The 20,442-nt window shown below is 66.9% G+C and carries 19 protein-coding genes and 1 riboswitch; of the genes, 9 read left to right on the top strand and 10 right to left on the bottom strand.

Annotated elements, in window-relative coordinates; all coding sequences use genetic code 11:
- Positions 1-28: 28 nt before the first annotated feature.
- The 3 genes from ruvC to ruvB are packed head-to-tail and all read left to right on the top strand — an operon-like array spanning position 29 to position 2,257.
- Positions 29-568, top strand: a complete 540-nt coding sequence (ruvC, locus tag DIR46_RS09745; protein WP_109345069.1) for a crossover junction endodeoxyribonuclease RuvC — start codon at positions 29-31, stop codon at positions 566-568.
- 15 nt (positions 569-583) lie between these two features.
- Positions 584-1,162, top strand: a complete 579-nt coding sequence (ruvA, locus tag DIR46_RS09740) for a Holliday junction branch migration protein RuvA (protein ID WP_109345068.1) — start codon at positions 584-586, stop codon at positions 1,160-1,162.
- Between the two features lie 15 nt (positions 1,163-1,177).
- The gene (gene ruvB / locus DIR46_RS09735; RefSeq protein WP_109345067.1) at positions 1,178-2,257 is read left to right on the top strand and encodes a Holliday junction branch migration DNA helicase RuvB; all 1,080 of its coding nucleotides are present in this window, start codon (positions 1,178-1,180) and stop codon (positions 2,255-2,257) included.
- A 13-nt stretch (positions 2,258-2,270) separates the two neighbouring features.
- Here ruvB and DIR46_RS09730 read toward each other — a convergent pair whose 3' ends face one another.
- The 5 genes from DIR46_RS09730 to DIR46_RS09710 form a co-directional block, all read right to left on the bottom strand.
- Positions 2,271-2,669, bottom strand: a complete 399-nt coding sequence (locus DIR46_RS09730; RefSeq protein ID WP_109345066.1) for a hypothetical protein — start codon at positions 2,667-2,669, stop codon at positions 2,271-2,273.
- Positions 2,670-2,899: 230 nt separating this feature from the next.
- On the bottom strand, positions 2,900-3,367 hold the full coding sequence (locus tag DIR46_RS09725; RefSeq protein ID WP_109345065.1) for a hypothetical protein: 468 nt from the start codon (positions 3,365-3,367) through the stop codon (positions 2,900-2,902).
- Between the two features lie 176 nt (positions 3,368-3,543).
- A complete protein-coding gene (locus DIR46_RS09720) occupies positions 3,544-3,885 on the bottom strand; it encodes an SMR family transporter (RefSeq protein WP_109345064.1) in 342 nt (113 codons plus the stop codon).
- Positions 3,886-3,924: 39 nt separating this feature from the next.
- A complete protein-coding gene (locus tag DIR46_RS09715; RefSeq protein ID WP_109345063.1) occupies positions 3,925-4,377 on the bottom strand; it encodes a DUF2147 domain-containing protein in 453 nt (150 codons plus the stop codon).
- A 90-nt stretch (positions 4,378-4,467) separates the two neighbouring features.
- Positions 4,468-4,665 (bottom strand): hypothetical protein, encoded by a 198-nt coding sequence (locus DIR46_RS09710; protein WP_109345062.1) that lies wholly within the window; start codon positions 4,663-4,665, stop codon positions 4,468-4,470.
- Positions 4,666-4,832: 167 nt separating this feature from the next.
- Here DIR46_RS09710 and DIR46_RS09705 point away from each other — a divergent pair, with 167 nt between their 5' ends.
- Positions 4,833-6,314 (top strand): alanine/glycine:cation symporter family protein, encoded by a 1,482-nt coding sequence (locus DIR46_RS09705; protein WP_109345061.1) that lies wholly within the window; start codon positions 4,833-4,835, stop codon positions 6,312-6,314.
- 4 nt (positions 6,315-6,318) lie between these two features.
- On the opposite strand, the gene DIR46_RS09700 is transcribed toward DIR46_RS09705, so the two are convergent.
- From DIR46_RS09700 to DIR46_RS09690, 3 genes are read right to left on the bottom strand one after another with little or no spacing between them, the layout of a single operon-like run.
- Positions 6,319-8,727 (bottom strand): ABC transporter permease, encoded by a 2,409-nt coding sequence (locus DIR46_RS09700; RefSeq protein ID WP_109345060.1) that lies wholly within the window; start codon positions 8,725-8,727, stop codon positions 6,319-6,321.
- 11 nt (positions 8,728-8,738) lie between these two features.
- Entirely contained in the window at positions 8,739-9,419 is a 681-nt protein-coding gene (locus DIR46_RS09695) for an ABC transporter ATP-binding protein (protein ID WP_109345059.1), read from the bottom strand.
- A gap of 27 nt (positions 9,420-9,446) precedes the next feature.
- A complete protein-coding gene (locus DIR46_RS09690) occupies positions 9,447-10,730 on the bottom strand; it encodes an efflux RND transporter periplasmic adaptor subunit (protein ID WP_109345058.1) in 1,284 nt (427 codons plus the stop codon).
- A 180-nt stretch (positions 10,731-10,910) separates the two neighbouring features.
- Here DIR46_RS09690 and DIR46_RS09685 point away from each other — a divergent pair, with 180 nt between their 5' ends.
- Complete coding sequence (locus DIR46_RS09685) at positions 10,911-12,239, top strand: sigma-54-dependent transcriptional regulator (protein ID WP_109345057.1); 1,329 nt, start codon at positions 10,911-10,913, stop codon at positions 12,237-12,239.
- A complete protein-coding gene (locus DIR46_RS09680; protein ID WP_109345056.1) occupies positions 12,229-13,428 on the top strand; it encodes a sensor histidine kinase in 1,200 nt (399 codons plus the stop codon). Before DIR46_RS09685 ends, DIR46_RS09680 begins: the two co-directional genes overlap by 11 nt.
- Here the strand turns inward: DIR46_RS09680 and DIR46_RS09675 are convergent.
- Positions 13,425-14,036 carry a TetR/AcrR family transcriptional regulator gene (locus DIR46_RS09675; RefSeq protein WP_109345055.1) on the bottom strand — a complete coding sequence of 204 codons (612 nt, stop codon included), beginning with the start codon at positions 14,034-14,036 and terminating at the stop codon, positions 13,425-13,427. The two genes, DIR46_RS09680 and DIR46_RS09675, sit on opposite strands and share 4 nt — an antisense overlap.
- Before the next feature lie 129 nt (positions 14,037-14,165).
- On the opposite strand from DIR46_RS09675, the gene DIR46_RS09670 reads away from it, so the two are divergent.
- Positions 14,166-15,191, top strand: coding sequence for an MBL fold metallo-hydrolase (locus DIR46_RS09670; RefSeq protein WP_205289103.1), 1,026 nt, complete (start codon positions 14,166-14,168; stop codon positions 15,189-15,191).
- Positions 15,192-15,236: 45 nt separating this feature from the next.
- Here DIR46_RS09670 and DIR46_RS09665 read toward each other — a convergent pair whose 3' ends face one another.
- Positions 15,237-18,035 carry a valine--tRNA ligase gene (locus DIR46_RS09665; protein ID WP_109345053.1) on the bottom strand — a complete coding sequence of 933 codons (2,799 nt, stop codon included), beginning with the start codon at positions 18,033-18,035 and terminating at the stop codon, positions 15,237-15,239.
- Positions 18,036-18,123: 88 nt separating this feature from the next.
- Positions 18,124-18,230, top strand: a riboswitch (TPP riboswitch).
- Between the two features lie 72 nt (positions 18,231-18,302).
- On the opposite strand from DIR46_RS09665, the gene thiC reads away from it, so the two are divergent.
- Complete coding sequence (gene thiC, locus DIR46_RS09660; protein ID WP_109345052.1) at positions 18,303-20,228, top strand: phosphomethylpyrimidine synthase ThiC; 1,926 nt, start codon at positions 18,303-18,305, stop codon at positions 20,226-20,228.
- Positions 20,229-20,432 (top strand): sulfur carrier protein ThiS, encoded by a 204-nt coding sequence (thiS, locus tag DIR46_RS09655; protein ID WP_109345051.1) that lies wholly within the window; start codon positions 20,229-20,231, stop codon positions 20,430-20,432.
- Positions 20,433-20,442: the final 10 nt, after the last annotated feature.

Here is a 20,442-nt window from a genome sequence, read left to right as displayed (position 1 = left end):
ACACCCCCAGCCGGGGTAACATTCCATCATGATTATTCTCGGCATCGACCCGGGCCTGCGCACGACGGGGTTCGGCGTCATTGAAAAACACGGCGCCAGGCTGCGCTACATCGCCTCGGGCACCATCAAGACCGGGCTGGAGGGCGCTTTGCCGCCGCGGCTCAAGGTCATCCTGCACGGCGTCAGCGAAATCATCGCCACCTACCGCCCGGCCTGTTCCGCCATCGAAAAAGTCTTCGTCAACGTAAACCCGCAATCGACATTGCTGCTGGGCCAGGCGCGCGGCGCGGCGATCACGGCCCTGGTCAGCGCCGATCTCGACGTGGCCGAATATACGGCGGTGCAAGTGAAGCAGGCCGTGGTCGGCACCGGCAAGGCGGCCAAGCCGCAGGTGCAGGACATGGTTGCGCGCCTGCTCAAGCTGCCGGGCCTGCCGGGCACCGATGCCGCCGACGCCCTGGGCGTCGCCATCTGCCATGCCCACAGCATCGACACCTTGTCGCTACTGGGCACGCTGTCGCCCGATATGCAGGCGCTGCGCATGAAGAACAGCCGTCTCGTCTCTTAATTAGGAACCTTACCGATGATCGGTCGCCTCTCTGGAATCCTGCTCGAAAAAGCGCCGCCGCACGTGCTGGTCGATTGCAATGGCGTCGGCTACGAAGTCGACGTGCCGATGAGCACCTTTTATAACTTGCCGCATACCGGCGAAAAAGTCGTCCTGTTTACCCACCTGGTGGTGCGCGAGGATGCGCACCTGCTGTTCGGCTTCGGCTCGGCATCCGAACGCGCGCTGTTTCGCCAGCTGATCAAGATCACCGGCATCGGCGCGCGCATGGCGCTGGCGATCCTGTCCGGCATGTCGGTGGCCGAGCTGTCGCAGGCCGTCACCCTGCAGGAAACCGGCCGCCTGGTGAAGGTGCCGGGCATCGGCAAGAAGACGGCCGAACGCCTGCTGCTGGAACTGAAAGGCAAGCTTGGCGCCGACATCGGCATGGTCGCCGGCGCGGCCCGTGACGACGCGCAGGTGGACGTGCTCAACGCGCTGGCCGCGCTGGGGTATTCTGACAAGGAAGCGCTCCTCGCGATCAAGAACATGCCGGCCGGCGCGAGCGTCTCGGACGGCATCAAGTTCGCGCTGAAGGCGCTGTCCAAAGGCTAATCCAGAAAACACCCCATGAGCATCCAGACCGACAGTTTTAATGGCAACTTCGCCGAACACCGCGTGATCGACGCCGCGCCGGCCTCGCCCAACGAAGAGGCGATCGAACGCGCCTTGCGTCCAAAGCAGCTGGACGAATACGTCGGCCAGGAAAAGATCCGCGACCAGCTCGAGATCTTCATCAGCGCCGCGCGCAAGCGGCGCGAGGCGCTCGATCACACCCTGCTGTTCGGTCCGCCGGGCCTGGGCAAGACCACGCTGGCCCACATCATCGCGCGCGAGATGGGCGTCAACCTGCGCCAGACCTCGGGCCCGGTGCTCGAGCGTCCCGGCGACCTGGCGGCGCTGCTCACCAACCTCGAGCCCAACGACGTGCTGTTCATCGACGAGATCCACCGCCTGTCGCCGGTGGTCGAAGAGATCCTGTATCCGGCGCTCGAGGACTACCAGATCGACATCATGATCGGCGAGGGCCCGGCCGCGCGCTCGGTCAAGCTCGACCTGCAGCCGTTCACCCTGGTCGGCGCCACCACCCGCGCCGGCATGCTGACCAATCCGCTGCGCGACCGCTTCGGCATCGTGGCGCGCCTTGAGTTCTACAACGTCGAGGAGCTGACCAAGATCGTGGCGCGCAGCGCCGCATTGCTGGAAGCGCCGATCGACGAGGACGGCGCGCGCGAAGTGGCCAAGCGCGCGCGCGGCACGCCGCGTATCGCCAACCGCCTGCTGCGCCGCGTGCGCGACTACGCCGAGGTGAAGGGCAATGGCGAGATCACGCGCGAGATGGCCGATCGCGCGCTCAAGATGCTCGACGTCGACACCGTCGGCTTCGACGTGATGGACCGCAAGCTGCTGGAGGCGGTGCTGTTCAAGTTCGCCGGCGGCCCGGTCGGCATCGGCAACCTGGCGGCGGCGATCGGCGAGGCGGCCGACACCATCGAGGACGTGCTCGAACCGTATCTGATCCAGCAGGGCTATCTGCAGCGCACCCCGCGCGGACGCATCGCCACGCCGCTGGCCTACCAGCACTTCGGCGTCACCGCGCCGCGCATCAGCCCGACGGGCGATTTGTGGGACAGCTTGCCGCCGGCGTGAGCGGCGACGCGCGTCAGGAACCTGGCGCGGAAGGGCGGCGCCGCAACGCGAACAGCGCCATGGCGGGTGCGCTGCGATACACGACCGTCAGGCACAGCAGCACGCTCAAGGCGATGACGGCGCCGGCCAGCCACAGCACATCGGCCGAACCGCCGCGCCACAGCAGCGCGGCGCTGGCCAGCGTCGGCACGCCCAGCAGCACCGCCGCCAGCGCGCGCAGCAGCGTCGAGCGGCGCAGGCGCTGGCCGGCCATCCCGACCAGGAAAAAGCCGCTTGCCGCCAGCACCACGCAGGCCAGCGTCGCCCCGGCCCGGCCGGCATCCGGGGGCATGCCGCCGACACGGATCAGGATCGCCGGTGCGATCAGCACCAGCACGCCGGCCACCAGACTGGCGAGTCGAAGCAAGATCATGGCAAATCCTTGTAGGGTGAAGAGACAGCAAAGGCCGGATTCATGGATAGCCATACGAAAAACGTCCTGCCGGTCCGGCAGTGAAACCAAGATAGCACACAGGAAAAGAAACTTGTTGTAACTATTTCTTCGTGCGAGACGGTTTCGTCATGTCCGCCGGGCTTGATCCCATGCTGTGGCCTGGGTCAATGCCCAGTCGATCGGGGGCGGCGGCTTGCCTGGATGGCCGCTCATGAAGGCTGCGTATAGCGGCGTTCGCGCTGGCCGCCGCGGCGCGCCGGGATCCACTGGATCGGCTTGTGAGCGCGCCGCGAAGGCGTCTTGGGCACGATCGGCTGCTGCGGCACATGGGTGAGCGGATAGATGAAGCTGAGGTACAGCAGGATGGTCAGCATCAGCAGGAAGGTGCACAGGAAGACCATCAGCATATTGCTTGCATGCCAGATCACAATGCCACTGGCGCCGAAGGGCATCATCAGGAGCAGTGCGGCGAACGAGCGCAGCATGGGATCGCGGTTCATGCGGTGGCCGGCCATCGCCACCAGGAAGAAGCCGCCCGAGCCGAGCGCCACGCCGACCAGCACGATATACGGCTCGATCCAGTCCGGAATGCCGTGCGCGGTCGAGGCCAGCAGGGCGGCCGGCAACAGGATGCCGAACACGCCGCCAGCCAGGCTGAGAAGGCGAATCACGCGCATGGCCCGTCCGCGGAAGACGGGGCGTGCGGCACGCGCTACGGAAGTCGGTTTCATTGCGCCAATGGTCGAAGGTGGGCTGGAAGTAACGTCCGGCAACACGTCGCGGTTGACGCGCCGTTGACTTGATCCTGGCGACAGCATAGCCGACATTGCCCGGCGCGTGAACCAGGCGTGCGCTAGTGGCCGACGCTCTTCGAAAACAGGTTGATGACCAGCACGCCGGCAACGATCAGGGCCAGGCCGGCGATGGCCGCCAGGTCCAGGCTTTGCCGGAAATACAACCAGCTGACCAGGGAGATGAGCACGATGCCGACACCGGACCAGATCGCATAGGCGATGCCGGTGGGCAGCACGCGCAGGCTGAAGGTAAGCAGGTAGAACGACAGGGCGTAGCAGCCGACCGTGACCAGGCTCGGAATGGGACGGGTAAAACTGTCGGAGGCCTTGAGGGCGGTGGTGCCGATCACTTCGGCGACGATGGCGAAGCCAAGGAAGAGATAGGCTTGATTCAGGGTCATCAGGAAGAAAAACGGCCCGTCGCCGGGCCGCGGTAAGGTTTATTGGTCGCGCTGCCAGGTCTGGGTGCGGCCGAACATCGGGGCGCCGACATAGCCGCGCACTTCGAGCTTGCTGCCGTTGTCGGCCAGGCTGGCCTTGCTCTTGTAGGTCTTGCCGTTGGACGGATCGAGGATCTGGCCGCCGGTGTATTCGTTGCCTTCCTTCTTGAGGCCCGAGAGGATCGTCATGCCGATGATCGGCTGGTCCTTGCGCGCGTCGCTGCACTTGACGCACTTGGGATTCTGGTCCTGGTCCGCCGGGCGGAACAGTTTCTCGATCTTGCCGGTCAGGACGCCGCCTTCCTCGGTGATGCGCACCAGCGCCTTCGGCTTGCCGGTCTCGTCATCGATGGTTTTCCAGGTGCCGACCGGCGAGGCGTTCTGCGCGATGGCGGCGGTGGGCAGGGCGAGCATGGCGGCGGCGATCAGGCTGGCGTGCATCAGGTGGCGCATGGTAGGTCTCCAGTATTGTTGTTGGTACGGCAGAGTGTAGCAAAGTCGCCTGGAGACAGGACGGCCTGAAATCAGAGGATTCCCTCCAACCTACGGCGCGTTGCGCACGTCTTCCGGCGTGACCTGGTGGCGCCGCTCGGCCGGGCGGGTGAGCACGCGCATCGTCACTTCCAGCGGTACGCCGAGCTCGGCGAGCTGGCGCGCGGCGCTGGTGCGCTGGTCGGGGGACGCCTCGTGAATCACGGCGTCGATGCGCAGGGAGGTCTTGTAGTCGCTTCGTCGGTCCATGGGCAGATCGTATCATGTATTTATTAGATGCCATTTCTCATGAAACCACGGTCGATTGCGAGGCCAATCTATTTTTTTTCGATGCAAATTTCCCTCTAATTAATGTATCTTGTGGCATCTTTACCAAAGGTAAATCTTCAACCTCTGCCACGCGACAAGGACTTTGCATGAACGATCTGGTAACCGCCATCAATGGCATCATCTGGAGCCCCGCGCTGATCGCGCTGTGCCTAGGCGTGGGGCTGTATTTCTCGCTTCGGTCACGATTCCTGCAGGTACGGCACGTGCGGGAGATGACCCGCCTGATGCTTGAAGGTAAAAGCTCGGAGCAGGGCGTGTCCTCCTTCCAGGCACTGACGATGACGCTCGCCGGCCGGGTCGGCACCGGCAACATCGCCGGCGTGGCCACCGCCATCACCTTCGGCGGCCCCGGCGCGGTGTTCTGGATGTGGGCGGTAGCTTTCCTGGGCGCCAGCTCGGCCTTCGTCGAGTCGACGCTGGGCCAGGTCTACAAGGAGCAGATCGGCAAGCAGTACCGCGGCGGTCCCGCCTTCTATATCGAAAAAGGCCTGGGCATCAAATGGTATGCCTGGACCTTCGCGATCGCGACGGTATTCGCCACCGGCCTGCTGCTGCCCGGCGTACAGGCCAACTCGATCGCCGAGGGCCTGAAGACGGCCGTCGGCATCGATCCGAACGTCACCGCCGCTGTCCTGGCCATCGCGCTGGCCTTCATCATCTTCGGCGGCGTCAAGCGCATCGCGACCTTCGCCGAACTGGTGGTGCCTTTCATGGCGCTGGGCTATATCGTGGTGGCCTGCGTCATCGTGTTCCTGCACATCGAACAGTTGCCGGCGGTAATCTCGCTGATCGTCAGCTCTGCCTTCGGCCTTGACGCCGGCTTTGGCGCCATCATCGGCATGGCCATCATGTGGGGCGTCAAGCGTGGCGTGTACTCGAACGAGGCAGGCCAGGGCACCGGCCCGCACGCCTCGTCCGCCGCCGAAGTCAGCCACCCGGCCAAGCAGGGCTTGGTGCAGGGCTTCTCGGTCTACATCGACACCCTGTTCGTGTGCTCGGCCACCGCCTTCATGCTCCTGATTACCGGCCAGTACAACGTCGAGGCGCCGGACGGCACCCAGATGTTCGTCGGCGTGCAGGGCGTGGCGGCCGGCCCCGGCTACGTGCAGACCGCGCTCGAGAACGTGATGCCGGGCTTTGGCGCGCTGTTCGTGGCGATCGCGCTGCTGTTCTTCGCCTTCACCACGATCGTCGCCTACTACTACATCGCCGAGACCAACATCGCCTACATGGACCGCCACGCGCGCCATCCGTGGCTCAATTTCGCGCTCAAGATCGCGATCGTGGCCGCCACCGTCTACGGCGCGGTCAAGACCGCCGACGTCGCCTGGGCGCTGGGCGACATGGGCGTCGGGCTGATGGCCTGGCTGAACATCGTGGCGATCATCCTGCTGCGCAACGTCGCCTTCAAGTGCCTGCGCGACTACGAAGCGCAGAAGAAGGCAGGCAAGGATCCGGTCTTCGATCCGGTGGCGCTCGGCATCAAGAACGCCGACTACTGGGAGCAGCGCAACGCCGCGTCGCGCGCGCAGCCCGCCAGCGCGCCCCTCGACACGCCGGTCAAGTAAGGCGCTATTCGCGCAGCGCCTGCGCCGGCCGCAGGCGCATCGCCGCCAGCGCGTGGCGCAGGGTAGCCGCCAACGTCACCCCGCAGGCCAGCAGCAGGCCCAGCGCGAGCGTCCAGCCGCCGATCGGCGCCCGGGTGGCGAAGCCGCCCAGGTACTGCTGGATCGCCAGCCAGGCCAGCGGCAGGCCAAGCAGGGCGCCGGCGCCGACCAGGAGACCGGTCTCGCGCGCCACCAGGCGGCCGATCGCGCCGCTGCTGGCGCCATACAGCTTGCGCAGCACGATCTCCTTTTCGCGCCGCTGCACGCTGTACGCGGCCAGCACATAAATGCCGAAGGCCGCGATGGCGCCGGCGATCGCGCTCGACGCGCCCAGCAGGCGGGCCAGGCGCAGGTCGTCGGCATAGAACATGTCCGAGGTCAGCTGCTGCATGCGCACCACGCCCAGGGTCTCGTTCGGGAAGTGGCGCGGCCACAGCGCCTCGATCTCGCGCGCCACCGCCTCGGGTCGGGCGCGCGCCCGCACCGTGAACACGCGGGTGTTCTCGCGCAGGTAGTAGGCGGCCGGCGGCTGGTGGTCGCGCGCCGAGCGGTGCCGCAAGTCGGGCGCGACGCCGACGATGCGCTGCGGCGCCAGTTCTCCATCGGTGCGCAGCAGGGGCGTGCCGACCGCGTCCTCGGGACTGGCGTAGCCGAGCAGGCGCGCCGCGCTGCGGTTGATCACCACGCGGTCGATCTGCTTCGGCCCGTCCAGCCTGGGGTCGAACAGCCGGCCCGCCACCGCGCGCACGCCCAGCACCTCGAAGAATTCCGGGCTGAGCACGTACAGGCTAAGGTCGGCGGCTTGACCGCCTTCGCGCCGCATGCTGATGATGTTGTGGCCGACGCTGAACGGCATCTGCGACGTGGCGACGCCGGCCACGTCCGGCAGGCGCGCGATCTCGTCGCGCAGCGCGCGCGTGCGGGCGTCGCGCATGTCGTTGTTGGCGCCGAACAGCAGCAGCGGCGCCGGATCGAAGCCGGGATCGATGGTGCTCGCATGGCGCGTCTGCCAGGCCACCGCCAGCGTGATGGCGGTGAGGCTCATGGCAGTGGCGATCTGCAACACCGTCAGCAGGCGTCGCAGCGACAGGCCGTGCGCGCTTTCGCTGCCGTTGCGGCCCGCCAGCGCCGCTCCCGGGCGCACCTTGAGGGCCGACCAGGCCGGCCAGGCGCCGGCCACCAGGCCGAGCAGCAATCCGAGCGCCAGCGTGGCCAGCACGGCGCCGGGCGTGAACATGGCGTCGAATTCGCGCTGCACCAGGTCGGCAAACGCCGGCAGCAGCAGCCAGGCCAGCAGCAGGCCGGCCAGGGTCGCCACCATGCAGACCAGCACCGACTCGGCCAGGAACTGGCGCGCCACCGCCGGCGCCGAGGCACCCAGCACCTTGCGCATCGCGATCTCGCGCTGGCGCGCCAGGGTGCGCACCGTGGCCAGGTTGACGTAGTTGGTGGCGGCCAGCAGCAGGATCAGCAGCGCCACCACGCCCAGGCCGAGCATGCCCTGGCGGTTGCCGTGCACGGCCATCGCACCATCCAGCTCGGGGTCGAGGTAGGCCTCGGGCAGGGGCGCGAGGCGGTAGTCGATCAGGTCGCGCCCGTCCAGGGCCGCGACTTGCTCGGCGTATTCGCGCTGCACCAACGGCGACTGGCGCAGGCCGCGCCGCACGTTCTCGAGCACCGCTTCGGGATCGGCGCCCGGCAGCAGCTTGATGTAGACGCTCCCTCCGACGAAGCCCCATGAACGCCGCATGTCGCGCCGCAGGCTGTCGGCCATGACGGGGCCATCGAGTCCGGACAGCGCTTCGTAGGGCATGGTGGTGGCCGCCGGCTGGTCGGCCAGCACCGCCGCCACGGTGTAGCTCGCGCCATCGCCCTGCATGGTGGCGCCGACCACGTCCTCCCGCCCGAACAGGGTCACGGCGGTCTTGCGCGTCAGCGCCAGCGCGCCGGGGCGGGTGAGGGCGGCCTGCAGGTCGCCGGCCAGCACCTCGGGCGCGAAGATCTGCACGAAGGCGGGATCGACCAGGGTCACGCCGAAGGCGCGCACCTGGTTGTCGACGCGCACGTCGAGTCCGCGCGCCAGGAAGGCGGTGGCCAGCAGCGGCTGGCCGCTGGCCAGGGCCGCGTCGCGCGCCGGCAGGCTGGCCATGGCCGTCCACTTGCGCCCCATCAGGTCGATGTTCCAGCGCTCCAGCAACAGGTGCACGCGCTCGGCCTGCGGCACGTGGCGGTCGTAGGAGAAGGCATGGCGCACCAGCCCCAGCAGCAGGAAGCAGGCGGCGATGCCGACCGCCAGCCCCAGGATCACGACCGCGGAATACGTGTGGTCCTTGGCCAGCAAGCGCCAGCCGATACGAAAGTCGCGCAACAGCATGTTCGCTCTCCTCACGCGGCCTGCAGCGCATCGACCACGATGCGCCCGTCCAGCAGGCGCACGGTGCGCGAGGCCTGGGCCGCGTGCGCGGGCGAGTGGGTGACCATCACCACGGTCGTGCCTTCGGCATTGATGGTGCGCAGCAGGCGCATTACCTCGTCGCCGTGGGCGGAATCGAGATTGCCGGTAGGCTCGTCGGCCAGCAGGACGGCCGGCCCGGCCACCAGGGCGCGCGCGATCGCCACCCGCTGTTGCTGGCCGCCCGAGAGCTGCGACGGCCGGTGCTTGCTGCGATGCGCCACGCCCAGGCGTTCGAGCATGGCCTGCACGCGGCGGCGCCGTTCGCTCCCCGACACGCCGGTGTACTCGAGCGCCAGTTCGACGTTCTCGAACACGCTCAGTTCCTCGATCAGGTTGAAGCTCTGGAAGATGAAGCCGACCATGCCGCGCCGCAGGCCGTTCAGGCGCGCCTCGCTCCAGCCAGTGACGTCGTGGCCGTCGAACAGGAAGCTGCCGGAACTGGGCACGTCGAGCAGGCCAAGAACCCCCAGCAGGGTCGACTTGCCGCAGCCGGAAGGCCCGGTGATGGCGACGTATTCGCCGGCGCCGATCTCGAGGTCGATGCGGTCGAGGGCGCGGGTCTGGACTTCGCCCGCCGTGTGGATCTTGCTGACGTTTGACAGCTTGAGCATGGTGGATTCCTGTGTGATGTGTGAATGTTACTCGGTCAGGCGCAGCCGCTCGGCCTTTCCGAAGCCGGCATAGCCGGACACGACGACCTGGTCGCCCGGCGCCAGGCCGGACAGCACTTCCACCTGTGTCGTGCTGCGCCGGCCTAGTTCGATGTCGCGCTTTTCGGCATGGCTGCCGTCTTCCGTCACGACGAAGGCCCAGGCGCCGCCGCCGTCGTTGGCGAAAGCGCCGTTTGGCAGCAGCAGGGCGCGCGCGCTCTGGCCGAGGGTGAGTTGCACGTCCATCCCCTGGCCGGGACTGATTACCGCCGGCTGGGCATCCGTGAATACCAGTTCGGCGTTGAAGCGGCCTTCCTTGATCTGCGGGTAGACGGTGCTGACCCGCAGCGCGTAAGTCTTGCTGTCCTGGGTGATGCGGCCTCCACGGCCGGGCGTGACGCGGCTCAGGTAGAACTCGTCGACCTGGGCGCTGAGCTTGAAACGGTTCGGGTCGTCAATGCGACCGATGGCCTGGTCCTGGCGCACGGCCTGGCCGACCAGCAGGCGAAAGTCGGTCAGCACGCCGTCGCTTGGCGCGCGCACCGCCAGCGCATCGACCGTCGCGGCCACCAGCTCCAGGCCCGAGGCCAGGCCGCGTATGGCCTGGTCCATCTGGTTCAGGGCGCGCTCGCGCACCTCCTGCTCGAGTCGCATGCCGCGGCTTTCCTCGTCGAGCGCGCGCCGCGCCTGCGCCAGCTTGTCGCCCGATTCTTCCAGCGCCACGGCGGAGATGAAGCCATCCCGCGCCAGCCGGGCGTTGCGGGCGTGCTGCTTCCCGACTTGCCTGAATGCGAATTCGAGATCGTCCAGGCGGCGCCGGTGGTCGGTCCGCACCGCCTCTTGCGCCACCTGCAGGTTGGCCAGGTTCGAGATCTGCTGCGCGTGTTCGGCCTGGCGCGCCAGCAGTTCCAGGTTGCGCTGCGGGTTCGACAGGCGAAACAGCAGGTCGCCTTTCCTGACCACCTGGCCGTCGCGGGCGAACACTTCCTCGACGCGTCCCGATTCGACCGCATCGAGCATGATCGAATTGAGCGGCTCGGCCAGCGCGCGCACCACGATCTCGTCGCGGAACACGCCGGCTTCGACGCTGGCGATGCGCACGTCGCGCAGCTCGACTTCCAGGCCGCGCGGCAGCATCTTCCACAGCAGCGCGCCGGCAGCGGCGACGGCGGCAAAGGCCAGCGCAAGTCGCGCGGCGCGCCGGCCGCGCCGTCGCGGCAACGTCACGTCCATGGCGGCGCCGGTGACGGCGGTTGGTGGTATCTGGTCCATGCCGGAACTCTTTGCAAGCGGCGTGCCAGGCGGTTTTCGGGCTTGTGGACGGTTTTTTGGTCCTTACGTGTCCGATTCCGGACAGGTCGGGTGTGCGGAGTCGGTCAGGTGTCCGGAGGATGCCGCACGACGCAGTTTTGCGCTGCTAGAATGCCTGCTCGCCCGACCATCCCGATCTCCATGTCCCAATCCTCCGCGCGCATCCTGATCCTCGACGACGACCCCGACGTCGCCTGCGCCGCGCAGATGCTGCTCCGGCGGCGCCATGGCGAGGTGGCCACGCTGGACGATCCCGCGCGCCTCGACGCTTTCCTGGCGGCCGGCGTGCCCGACGTGGTCCTGCTCGACCTGAATTTCACGCCGGGCCGCATCGACGGCGCCGAGGGACTGGCGCTGCTCGACCGCTTGCGCGCCATGGCCTCGGCGCCGGCCGTGATCGTGCTGACCGCCTACGCCGACGTGCCGCTGGCGGTGGAGGCGCTCAAGCGCGGTGCCGGCGACTTCATCACCAAGCCTTGGGACAATGCTCGCCTGCTGGCAGCGGTCGATGCCGCGCTGGCGCGCCGCGGTGCGAGGGGCACGAGCGTCGATGCCGCCCTGATGGGCGACTCGCCGGCCATGCAGGGCGTCAAGGCGATGATCGCCAGCGTGGCGCCGACCATGGCCAACGTGATGGTGCTGGGCGAGAACGGCGTGGGCAAGGAACTGGTGGCGAGCGCCATCCACGCGGCCTCCAGCCGCGCGCATGCCGCCTTCCTGGCGGTCGACATGGGCGCATTGCCCGAAGCGACCTTCGAGAGCGAGATGTTCGGCCACCGGCGCGGCGCCTTCACAGACGCCAGGTCCGACCGCGCCGGGCGCTTCCAGGCCGCTCAGGGCGGCACGCTGTTCCTCGACGAGGTCGGCAATATGCCGCTGGGTGCCCAGGCCAAGTTGCTGACGGCGCTGGAGCGGCGCCAGGTGACGCCGGTCGGCGCCGACCGCGCCGAGCCGGTCGACGTGCGCATCGTCAGCGCCACCAACCTGGATGAAACAAGGCTGTTCGATGCCTCGGTGTTCCGCACCGACCTGCTGTTTCGCCTGAACACGATCGTGATCCGCGTGCCGCCGCTGCGCGAGCGGCGGGGCGATATCCCGGCCCTGCTGCATCACTACCTGTCATTGTATGAAAGCCAGTACGGCCGGCCGGTGCGTGAACTGGCGCCGGGTGCGCTCGATCGCCTGTGCGCCTGGGATTGGCCGGGCAATGTCCGCGCACTGCGCCATGCCTGCGAACGCGCCGTCATTCTCGGTAATCGTCCCGAGTACCATGTCGAGGACTTCGGCCTGGTGGCGCCGCCGGCAGCCATGCCGGCGACGACAGGAGAAGAATTCAAGCTCGGCGCACTGGAACGCGACACCATCGCCGCCGCCATGGAGCAGGCCAAGGGGAACGTCAGCCTGGCCGCGCGCCTGCTGGGCCTGAGCCGCGCGGCCCTGTACCGCAAGCTGGGCAAGCATGGGATCTAGGGCCGGCATCTGGCTGGCATTGGCCGGCATGCTGGCGCTGGCGTTCGGCGCCGGTATGCTGCACGAGTCGCCGCGCCTGCAGGTGACGTGCGCGCTGGCGGCTTTGCCGCTGCTGGCGCTGCTGTGGTGGTGCGTGGAGCGGCTGGCCCGGGCGCGCCAGGCGCCAATCGTCGTGCCGGACGCCGGCATCGAGCAGCGCGCGCTGCTCGATAACGCGCTGGCCTTCGAGGCGCGGCTCGAACATGCGCCGATCGCCTTGTTCTCCATCGACGCCGCCGACGGCGTGGCGCCGTTCAATGCCAGCGCGCGCAAGCTGGTCGCGCCGGGCCGCGCGCTCGACACCGGCGCGCTGTATCGGCAGCTAGTCGCACAGGCGGGGCAGCGGCGGCTGATCGAATTCGACACCGAGCGCGGCGTCGAGCGTGCGTTGGTCGCGGTGTCGATGCTGACGCTGCAGGGGGCGCCGCAGCGCCTCGTCGCGCTGATGCCGGTCGAGAGCGAGCTCGAAGCAGAAGCCCTGAAATCCTGGCGCCAGCTGGTGCACGTGCTGACCCACGAGATCATGAATTCGCTGACGCCGGTCGCCTCGCTGTCACGCACCGCACGCGACCTGCTGGACGAATTCGAGGCGAGCCAGCCGCCGGACGTCGGCGCAGACCTGAAGACGGCGCTGGAGGCGATCAACCGCCGCGCCGACAGCCTGGTCGATTTCGTCGCCAGTTACCGCAGCCTGTCGAACGTGCCTCCCGCGCGGCCCGAGCGCGTGGTGCTGGCCGACCTGTTCGAGCGTGTCGATGCGCTGGTGGGGCCATGCTGGCGCGCGCGCGGCGGGGAGGTGAGGTGCGCGGTCGAACCGGCTTCGCTGGAGTTGATGGTGGATCCAGGCCAGCTGGAGCAGGCGCTGATCAACCTGCTCAAGAATGCCTTTGAGGCCACGCAGCCCGGCGGCCGGGCCCGGGTCGACGCGCGCCTGGTGCGCGGCAGCCGGCTGCGTATCGAGGTCGTCGACGACGGCATGGGCATTCCGGACGCCTCGGTGCCGCACGTCTTCACGCCGTTCTACACGAAGAAGAAGCAGGGCGGGGGCATCGGGCTGGCGATGGTGCGCCACCTGGTCCATGAAAACGGCGGCACGGTGCGCTATGCCAGGTCGGTGGGCAAGGGCGCCCGGTTCGTGATCAGCTTCTAGTCGACCGCGAAATACGACAGGAACATCGACACCGCGGCGTCGATGACCCGCTCCTGTTCCGCCGGCGCGAGGGGCGCGGCGCCCATCGCGATTTGCGGCCAGAAGGCGAAGGTCTTGATCTGGCCCTGCAGCAGGGTCGCCGCGAACGAGGGATCACCGGGTTTCAGCTTGCCGTCGGCCTGCGCCGCGCGGATCCAGGCCGTCACGCCTTCCTCGCGCTCGCCGAGGCGCGCGATGATCGGCAGGGCGCGCTCCGGCGCGTGGATCGCCTCGCCGATCGCCACCCGCGCCAGGGCGATGAACGCGGGATCGGCCAGGCTTTGCATCTTGAGCGTCATCAACTCGACGAGCTGCTCGCGCAGGCCGCGCTCGCTCCGGTAGCCGAGCTCGAGCTGGCCGGCGCTGCTCTCGAACATCTGCATCAGTGTTTCACCGAACAGCTCTTCCTTGCTGCCGAAATGGTTGTACACGGTGCGCTTGGACACCCCGGCGAGCGCGGCGATGTCGTCCATGCTGGCGGTCTCGTAACCGTGGACGCGAAACTGCTCGGCAGCGGCGGCCAGGATGGCGCTGCGTTTTCGGTCGGTCAGGCGGGTCGGCGTGTGCATGCGCGAATTCTACACTCAGTAGTTTACTTCCTCAAATTTCGATACTACACTGTGTAGTGTACTTCACGACTATTCATCCCTACCATGCGCCTACTGTTCGGCACTATCCTACTTGGAGCACTCGCTATCATGGCTGTCTGCACCTCCTTCGCCAGCACCACTACCGCCCCCGTTTCGCCGCAATTCCACGACGGGAAATACCGCAACCCGGTCGAGATGCACAAGATGAGTTTTGGCGAAATGGCCAAGCTCTGGTGGGTTGTCATGTTCGACAAGCCCAAGGGCACGATTCCCGAGCAGGCGGTGCCGGTCCGCGCGCTGAGCCAGGCCACGCTGCTGGCGGCGCCCGACCATACGCTGTACCGTCTCGGCCACTCGACCATGCTGATCAAGCTTGGCGGCGAGTTCTATCTCACCGATCCGGTGTTTTCCGAACGCGCCTCGCCCGTGCAATGGGCCGGCCCGGCGCGCTTCCATGCGCCGCCGATCTCGATCGACGAACTGCCGCCGATCAAGGCCGTGATCCTGTCGCACGACCACTACGACCACCTCGACTACGCCGCCATCAAGGCGCTGGCCGCCAAGACCACGCTGTTCCTGACGCCGCTGGGCGTGGGCGACCGCCTGGTCGGCTGGGGCGTGGACCAGGCCAAGGTGCGCCAGTTCGACTGGTGGCAGGGCTTGGAGCTGGGCGGCGTGCGCTTCACCGCGACCCCGGCCCAGCACTTTTCGGGCCGTACCCCGACCGATGCGAACACGACCCTGTGGGCCTCGTGGGTGATCCAGCACGACGAGCTGCGCCTGTTCTTCAGCGGCGACACCGGCTACTTCAAGGGCTTCAAGGAGATCGGCGCCAGGTTCGGCCCGTTCGACGTGGCGCTGCTGGAAACCGGCGCCTACGACAAGCGCTGGCCCGACGTCCACATGCAGCCCGAGGAAACCATGCAGGCCTTCCACGACCTGAACGCCGGTTGGCTGTTCCCGGTGCATAACGGCACCTTCGACCTGGGCCTGCATCGCTGGCAGGATCCGTTCGACCGCATCGCGCAGCTGGCCGACGACAAGGGCGTCAAGCTGACCACGCCGGAGATGGGCGAGGCGCTGGACTTGAAACAGCCGCATGCCGGCGGGCGCTGGTGGCAGAACATGAAATAAAAAAACGCGGCCGAGGCCGCGTTTTTTGTCTGGACGTGCGCCGGATCAGGCGGCCGGCAGCTTCGCCAGCTGCTCCTGCATCTTGGCCAAGGTGGCCGAGAAGTTCGCCACGCGTTCCTTCTCCTGCGCCACCACGGCGGCCGGCGCGCGGGCGACGAAACTCTCGTTCGACAGCTTGCCTTCGGCCTTGGCGATCTCGCCGGAAACGCGCGCGATTTCCTTCGACAGGCGCTCGCGCTCGGCCGCGACGTCGATCTCGACCTTCAGCATCAGCTTGGTGGTGCCGACGATCGACACCGCGGCCGGCGATTCCGGCAGCGCGTCGACGATCTGCACCTCGGCGAGTTTGCCCAGCAGCTGGATGTAGGGCGCGAACACCGCCATCTTCGCGCGGTCTTCCTCGTTGGCCGGCTCGACGATCAGCGGCACGCGCACCGACGGCGACAGCGACATCTCGCCGCGCAGGTTGCGGGTGGCGTCGGTCAGCGCCTTGAACTGCTCCATCCACGCTTCGGCTTCCTCGTCCACCAGCGACGTATCTGCCAGCGGGTAGGGCTGCAGCATGATGGTCTCGCCCGTTTTGCCGGCCAGCGGTGCGATGCTCTGCCACAGCGCTTCGGTCACGAACGGGATGATCGGATGCGCCAGGCGCAGGATCACTTCCAGCACGCGCAGCAGCGTGTGGCGGGTGGCGCGCTGCTGCGCTTCCGTGCCCTGCTGGACGCGCACCTTGGCCACTTCCAGGTACCAGTCGCAGTATTCGTCCCACACGAATTTATAGATGCTGCTGGCGATATTGTCGAAGCGGTAGTCGGCGAAGCCTTTCGCCACGTCCAGTTCGACGCGGTTCATCAGCGAGATGATCCAGCGGTCGGCCGGCGACAGGTCTTCGGCAGCCGGTGCGCCGCAGTCCTTGCCTTCGGTGTTCATCATCACGAAGCGGGTCGCGTTCCACAGCTTGTTGCAGAAGTTGCGATAACCCTCGGCGCGGCCCAGGTCGAAGTTGATGTTGCGGCCCAGCGAAGCGTAGCTCGCCATGGTGAAGCGCACGGCGTCGGTGCCGAAGGCCGGAATCCCTTCCGGGAATTCCTTGCGGGTCGCCTTGGCGATCTTTTCCGCGGCGCGCGGGTCCATCAGACCCGTGGTGCGCTTGGCCACCAGGCTATCGAGATCTATCCCATCGATCAGGTCGATCGGGTCGAGCGTATTGCCCTTCGACTTCGACATCTTCTGGCCCTGCGAGTCGCGCACCAGGCCGTGCACGTACACGGTCTCGAACGGCACCTTGCCGGTGAAGTGGGCGGTCATCATGACCATGCGCGCCACCCAGAAGAAGATGATGTCGAAGCCGGTGACCAGCACCGACGATGGCAGGAACATCTTCATGTCCGGCGTTTCTTCCGGCCAGCCCATGGTCGAGAAGGGCACCAGGGCCGACGAGAACCAGGTATCGAGCACGTCGTCGTCACGGCGCAGCGCGCCGGTGATGCCTTGCGCGGCCGCCTTGGCCTGGGCTTCTTCTTCATTGCGGGCGACGACGATGGAGCCGTCCTCGGCGAACCAGGCCGGGATGCGGTGTCCCCACCACAGCTGGCGCGAGATGCACCAGTCCTGGATATTGCCCAGCCACTGGTTGTAGGTGGTGCTCCAGTTCTCGGGCACGAACTTGATCTCGCCGCTGGCGACTTTTTCCAGCGCCACTTCGGTGATCGACTTGCCCGGATTGAACGTGCCTTCCGGCGCCGGCTTGGTCATGGCGACGAACCACTGGTCGGTCAGCATCGGCTCGATCACGACATTGGTGCGGTCGCCACGCGGAACCATCAGCTTGTGCGGCTTGATCTGTTCCATCAGGCCGAGCGCCTCCAGGTCGGCGACGATCTGCTTGCGCGCCGCGAAACGGTCGAGGCCACGATATTGCTCCGGCGCGTTCTCGTTGATCTTCGCATCCAGCGTGAAGATATTGATTGGCTCCAGGCCGGCGCGCTGGCCGACGGCGTAATCGTTGAAATCGTGGGCCGGCGTGATCTTGACGCAGCCGGTGCCGAATTCCTTGTCGACGTAGCTGTCGGCGATGATCGGGATTTCGCGCCCCGTCAACGGCAGCTTGATCGTCTTTCCATGCAAATGCGTATAACGCTCATCGGTCGGATCGACCGCGACCGCGACGTCGCCCAGCATGGTTTCGGGACGGGTGGTGGCGACCGTCAGGTGGCCGCTGCCGTCGCTAAGGGGGTACTGGATGTACCACATCGAGCCGTCTTCTTCCTGCGAATCGACTTCGAGGTCGGAGACCGCCGTGCCCAGCACCGGATCCCAGTTGACCAGGCGCTTGCCGCGGTAGATCAGGCCCTGCTCGTACAGGCGCACGAAGACTTCGACCACCGACTTCGAGCGGGTCTCGTCCATCGTGAAATATTCGCGCTGCCAGTCGGCCGAGGCGCCCAGGCGGCGCATCTGGCCGGTGATGGTGTTGCCCGACTTTTCCTTCCACTCCCAGACTTTTTCCAGGAACGCGTCGCGGCCGAGGTCGTGGCGCGAGATCTTCTGGGCGTCGAGCTGGCGCTCGACCACGATCTGGGTCGCGATGCCGGCGTGGTCGGTGCCCGGGACCCAGGCGGTGTTGTAGCCGCGCATGCGGTAGTAGCGGGTCAGGCCGTCCATGATGGTCTGGTTGAACGCGTGGCCCATGTGCAGGGTGCCGGTCACGTTCGGCGGCGGCAGCTGGATACTGAACGACGGCTTGCCCTCGTCCATGGTGGCGGTGAAGTAACCGCGTTTTTCCCACTCGGCGCGCCAGAACTGTTCAATATCGGCTGGCTCGAAAGACTTGGCTAATTCCATGATGTGGTTGGAGTGATATTTTCGAAAACAACCATTATAAATTACAAGCGCGTATAATTTACTGCGCTGGACCGGGGAAACTCGGTCCGGCAAACGCTAGGGGTCCTGCGCGCCATATCAGTGGAGCGTGGGTGAGAAATACCCTCCGAACCTGATCTGGATAATGCCAGCGAAGGGAAGCAGCCGAATCGATGGGAGCGTGCGCACATCCGCGTCCGCCTCGCACCCCGGCACCTCCTTTGCTGGCTCCGCAAGCAAGGGAGCCACATGAACGCACCTCTGAAATCATCCCGGGTATTCGATGCCGCCACCGCCACGGTGGACCACGCGGCCATCAATCCGCTACCCAATTCGCGCAAGGTCTATATCGAAGGCAGCCGGCCCGACATCCGCGTGCCGATGCGCGAAATCAGCCAGTCGCCCACGCCGGACAGCTTCGGCGGCGAGCCGAATCCGCCGCTGTTCGTCTACGACACCTCCGGCCCGTACACCGAGCCGGGCACGGCGATCGACATCCGCAGCGGCCTGGCGCCGATGCGCCAGGCATGGATCGCCGAACGCGGCGACACCGGGCAGCTGGACGGCCCGACCTCGCGCTACGGCCAGGCGCGGCTGAACGATCCGCAGCTCGCCGCGCTGCGCTTCAACCTGCAGCGGGCGCCGCGCCGCGCCCATGGCGGGCGCAACGTCACCCAGATGCACTACGCGCGCGCCGGGATCATCACGCCCGAGATGGAATTCATCGCCCTGCGCGAAAACATGCAGCGCAAGGAGTACATCGCCTCGCTGGAATCCTCCGGCCCGATGGGCCAGCGGGTGGCGGCGCTGCTGGGCCGCCAGCATCCGGGCCAGTCCTTCGGCGCCAGCATCCCGTTTGAAATCACCCCCGAATTCGTGCGCTCGGAAGTGGCGCGCGGCCGCGCCGTCATCCCCGCCAACATCAACCACCCGGAACTGGAGCCGATGATCATCGGCCGTAACTTCCTGGTGAAGGTCAACGCCAATATCGGCAACTCGGCCGTCACCTCGTCGATCGGCGAGGAAGTGGAAAAGATGACCTGGGCCATCCGCTGGGGCGCCGACACGGTGATGGACCTGTCGACCGGCAAGCACATCCATGAGACGCGCGAATGGATCCTGCGTAACAGCCCGGTGCCGATCGGCACGGTGCCGATCTACCAGGCGCTGGAAAAGGTCAACGGTAAGGCCGAAGACCTGAGCTGGGAGATCTTCCGCGACACCCTGATCGAACAGGCCGAGCAGGGCGTCGACTATTTCACCATCCACGCCGGCGTGCTGCTGCGGTATGTGCCGATGACGGCGAACCGCCTGACGGGCATCGTCTCGCGCGGCGGCTCGATCATGGCCAAGTGGTGCCTGGCCCATCACCGCGAATCCTTCCTGTACACGCACTTCGAGGACATCTGCGACATCATGAAGGCCTACGACGTCTCGTTCAGCCTGGGCGACGGCCTGCGTCCCGGCTCGATCTACGACGCCAACGACGAAGCCCAGCTGGCCGAGCTGAAGACCCTGGGCGAGCTGACCCAGATCGCCTGGAAGCACGACGTGCAGACCATCATCGAGGGCCCCGGCCACGTGCCGCTGCACCTGATCAAGGAAAACATGGACCTGCAGCTGGAGCAGTGCCACGAGGCGCCGTTCTACACGCTGGGACCGCTCACCACCGACATCGCGCCGGGCTACGACCACATCACCTCGGGCATCGGCGCCGCCAATATCGGCTGGTACGGCACCGCCATGCTGTGCTACGTGACGCCCAAGGAGCACCTGGGCCTGCCCGACAAGAACGACGTCAAGGACGGCATCATCACCTACAAGATCGCCGCGCACGCGGCCGACCTGGCCAAGGGCCATCCGGGCGCCCAGCTGCGCGACAACGCCCTGTCGAAGGCGCGCTTCGAGTTCCGCTGGGAAGACCAGTTCAACCTGGGGCTCGACCCCGACAAGGCGCGCGAATTCCACGACGAGACCCTGCCGAAGGATTCGGCCAAGGTCGCGCACTTCTGCTCGATGTGCGGCCCGCATTTCTGCTCGATGAAGATCACCCAGGAGGTGCGCGAATATGCCGCCGCCAGGGGCGTGCAGGGAGAGACCGCGCTGGCCCACGGCATGCAGGAAAAGGCGATCGAGTTCGTCAGGAACGGCGCCCAGCTGTACCGGGAGGTGTGAATGACGCCAATCGAAGTCAACGGGGCGCCGTGCACGGTGCCGCAGGGGCAAACCCTGTTCGGCCTGCTCGAACAGCTGGGCCTGAGCGGACAGGGGATGGCGCTGGCGGTCAACCGCGAGGTGGTGCCGCGCCAGCAGTGGCTGCACCGGCGCCTGCAGGAGCAGGACCGGGTCGATATCGTGCGCGCCATCGGTGGCGGCTGACAGGAGACGA

It is taken from the genome of Massilia oculi (assembly GCF_003143515.1).
Lineage (GTDB): Bacteria > Pseudomonadota > Gammaproteobacteria > Burkholderiales > Burkholderiaceae_D > Telluria > Telluria oculi.
Note: the sequence above shows the minus strand (reverse complement) of the source record. Positions and strands in the feature narration are given on the sequence as shown.

Bases quoted from the DNA above. Each gene is read 5' to 3' on its own strand.
- ruvC (WP_109345069.1), top strand. From the start codon at position 29: ATGATTATTCTCGGCATCGACCCGGGCCTGCGCACGACGGGGTTCGGC.
- ruvA (WP_109345068.1), top strand. From the start codon at position 584: ATGATCGGTCGCCTCTCTGGAATCCTGCTCGAAAAAGCGCCGCCGCAC.
- ruvB (WP_109345067.1), top strand. From the start codon at position 1,178: ATGAGCATCCAGACCGACAGTTTTAATGGCAACTTCGCCGAACACCGC.
- DIR46_RS09730 (WP_109345066.1), bottom strand. From the start codon at position 2,669: ATGATCTTGCTTCGACTCGCCAGTCTGGTGGCCGGCGTGCTGGTGCTG.
- DIR46_RS09725 (WP_109345065.1), bottom strand. From the start codon at position 3,367: ATGCGCGTGATTCGCCTTCTCAGCCTGGCTGGCGGCGTGTTCGGCATC.
- DIR46_RS09720 (WP_109345064.1), bottom strand. From the start codon at position 3,885: ATGACCCTGAATCAAGCCTATCTCTTCCTTGGCTTCGCCATCGTCGCC.
- DIR46_RS09715 (WP_109345063.1), bottom strand. From the start codon at position 4,377: ATGCGCCACCTGATGCACGCCAGCCTGATCGCCGCCGCCATGCTCGCC.
- DIR46_RS09710 (WP_109345062.1), bottom strand. From the start codon at position 4,665: ATGGACCGACGAAGCGACTACAAGACCTCCCTGCGCATCGACGCCGTG.
- DIR46_RS09705 (WP_109345061.1), top strand. From the start codon at position 4,833: ATGAACGATCTGGTAACCGCCATCAATGGCATCATCTGGAGCCCCGCG.
- DIR46_RS09700 (WP_109345060.1), bottom strand. From the start codon at position 8,727: ATGCTGTTGCGCGACTTTCGTATCGGCTGGCGCTTGCTGGCCAAGGAC.
- DIR46_RS09695 (WP_109345059.1), bottom strand. From the start codon at position 9,419: ATGCTCAAGCTGTCAAACGTCAGCAAGATCCACACGGCGGGCGAAGTC.
- DIR46_RS09690 (WP_109345058.1), bottom strand. From the start codon at position 10,730: ATGGACCAGATACCACCAACCGCCGTCACCGGCGCCGCCATGGACGTG.
- DIR46_RS09685 (WP_109345057.1), top strand. From the start codon at position 10,911: ATGTCCCAATCCTCCGCGCGCATCCTGATCCTCGACGACGACCCCGAC.
- DIR46_RS09680 (WP_109345056.1), top strand. From the start codon at position 12,229: ATGGGATCTAGGGCCGGCATCTGGCTGGCATTGGCCGGCATGCTGGCG.
- DIR46_RS09675 (WP_109345055.1), bottom strand. From the start codon at position 14,036: ATGCACACGCCGACCCGCCTGACCGACCGAAAACGCAGCGCCATCCTG.
- DIR46_RS09670 (WP_205289103.1), top strand. From the start codon at position 14,166: ATGGCTGTCTGCACCTCCTTCGCCAGCACCACTACCGCCCCCGTTTCG.
- DIR46_RS09665 (WP_109345053.1), bottom strand. From the start codon at position 18,035: ATGGAATTAGCCAAGTCTTTCGAGCCAGCCGATATTGAACAGTTCTGG.
- thiC (WP_109345052.1), top strand. From the start codon at position 18,303: ATGAACGCACCTCTGAAATCATCCCGGGTATTCGATGCCGCCACCGCC.
- thiS (WP_109345051.1), top strand. From the start codon at position 20,229: ATGACGCCAATCGAAGTCAACGGGGCGCCGTGCACGGTGCCGCAGGGG.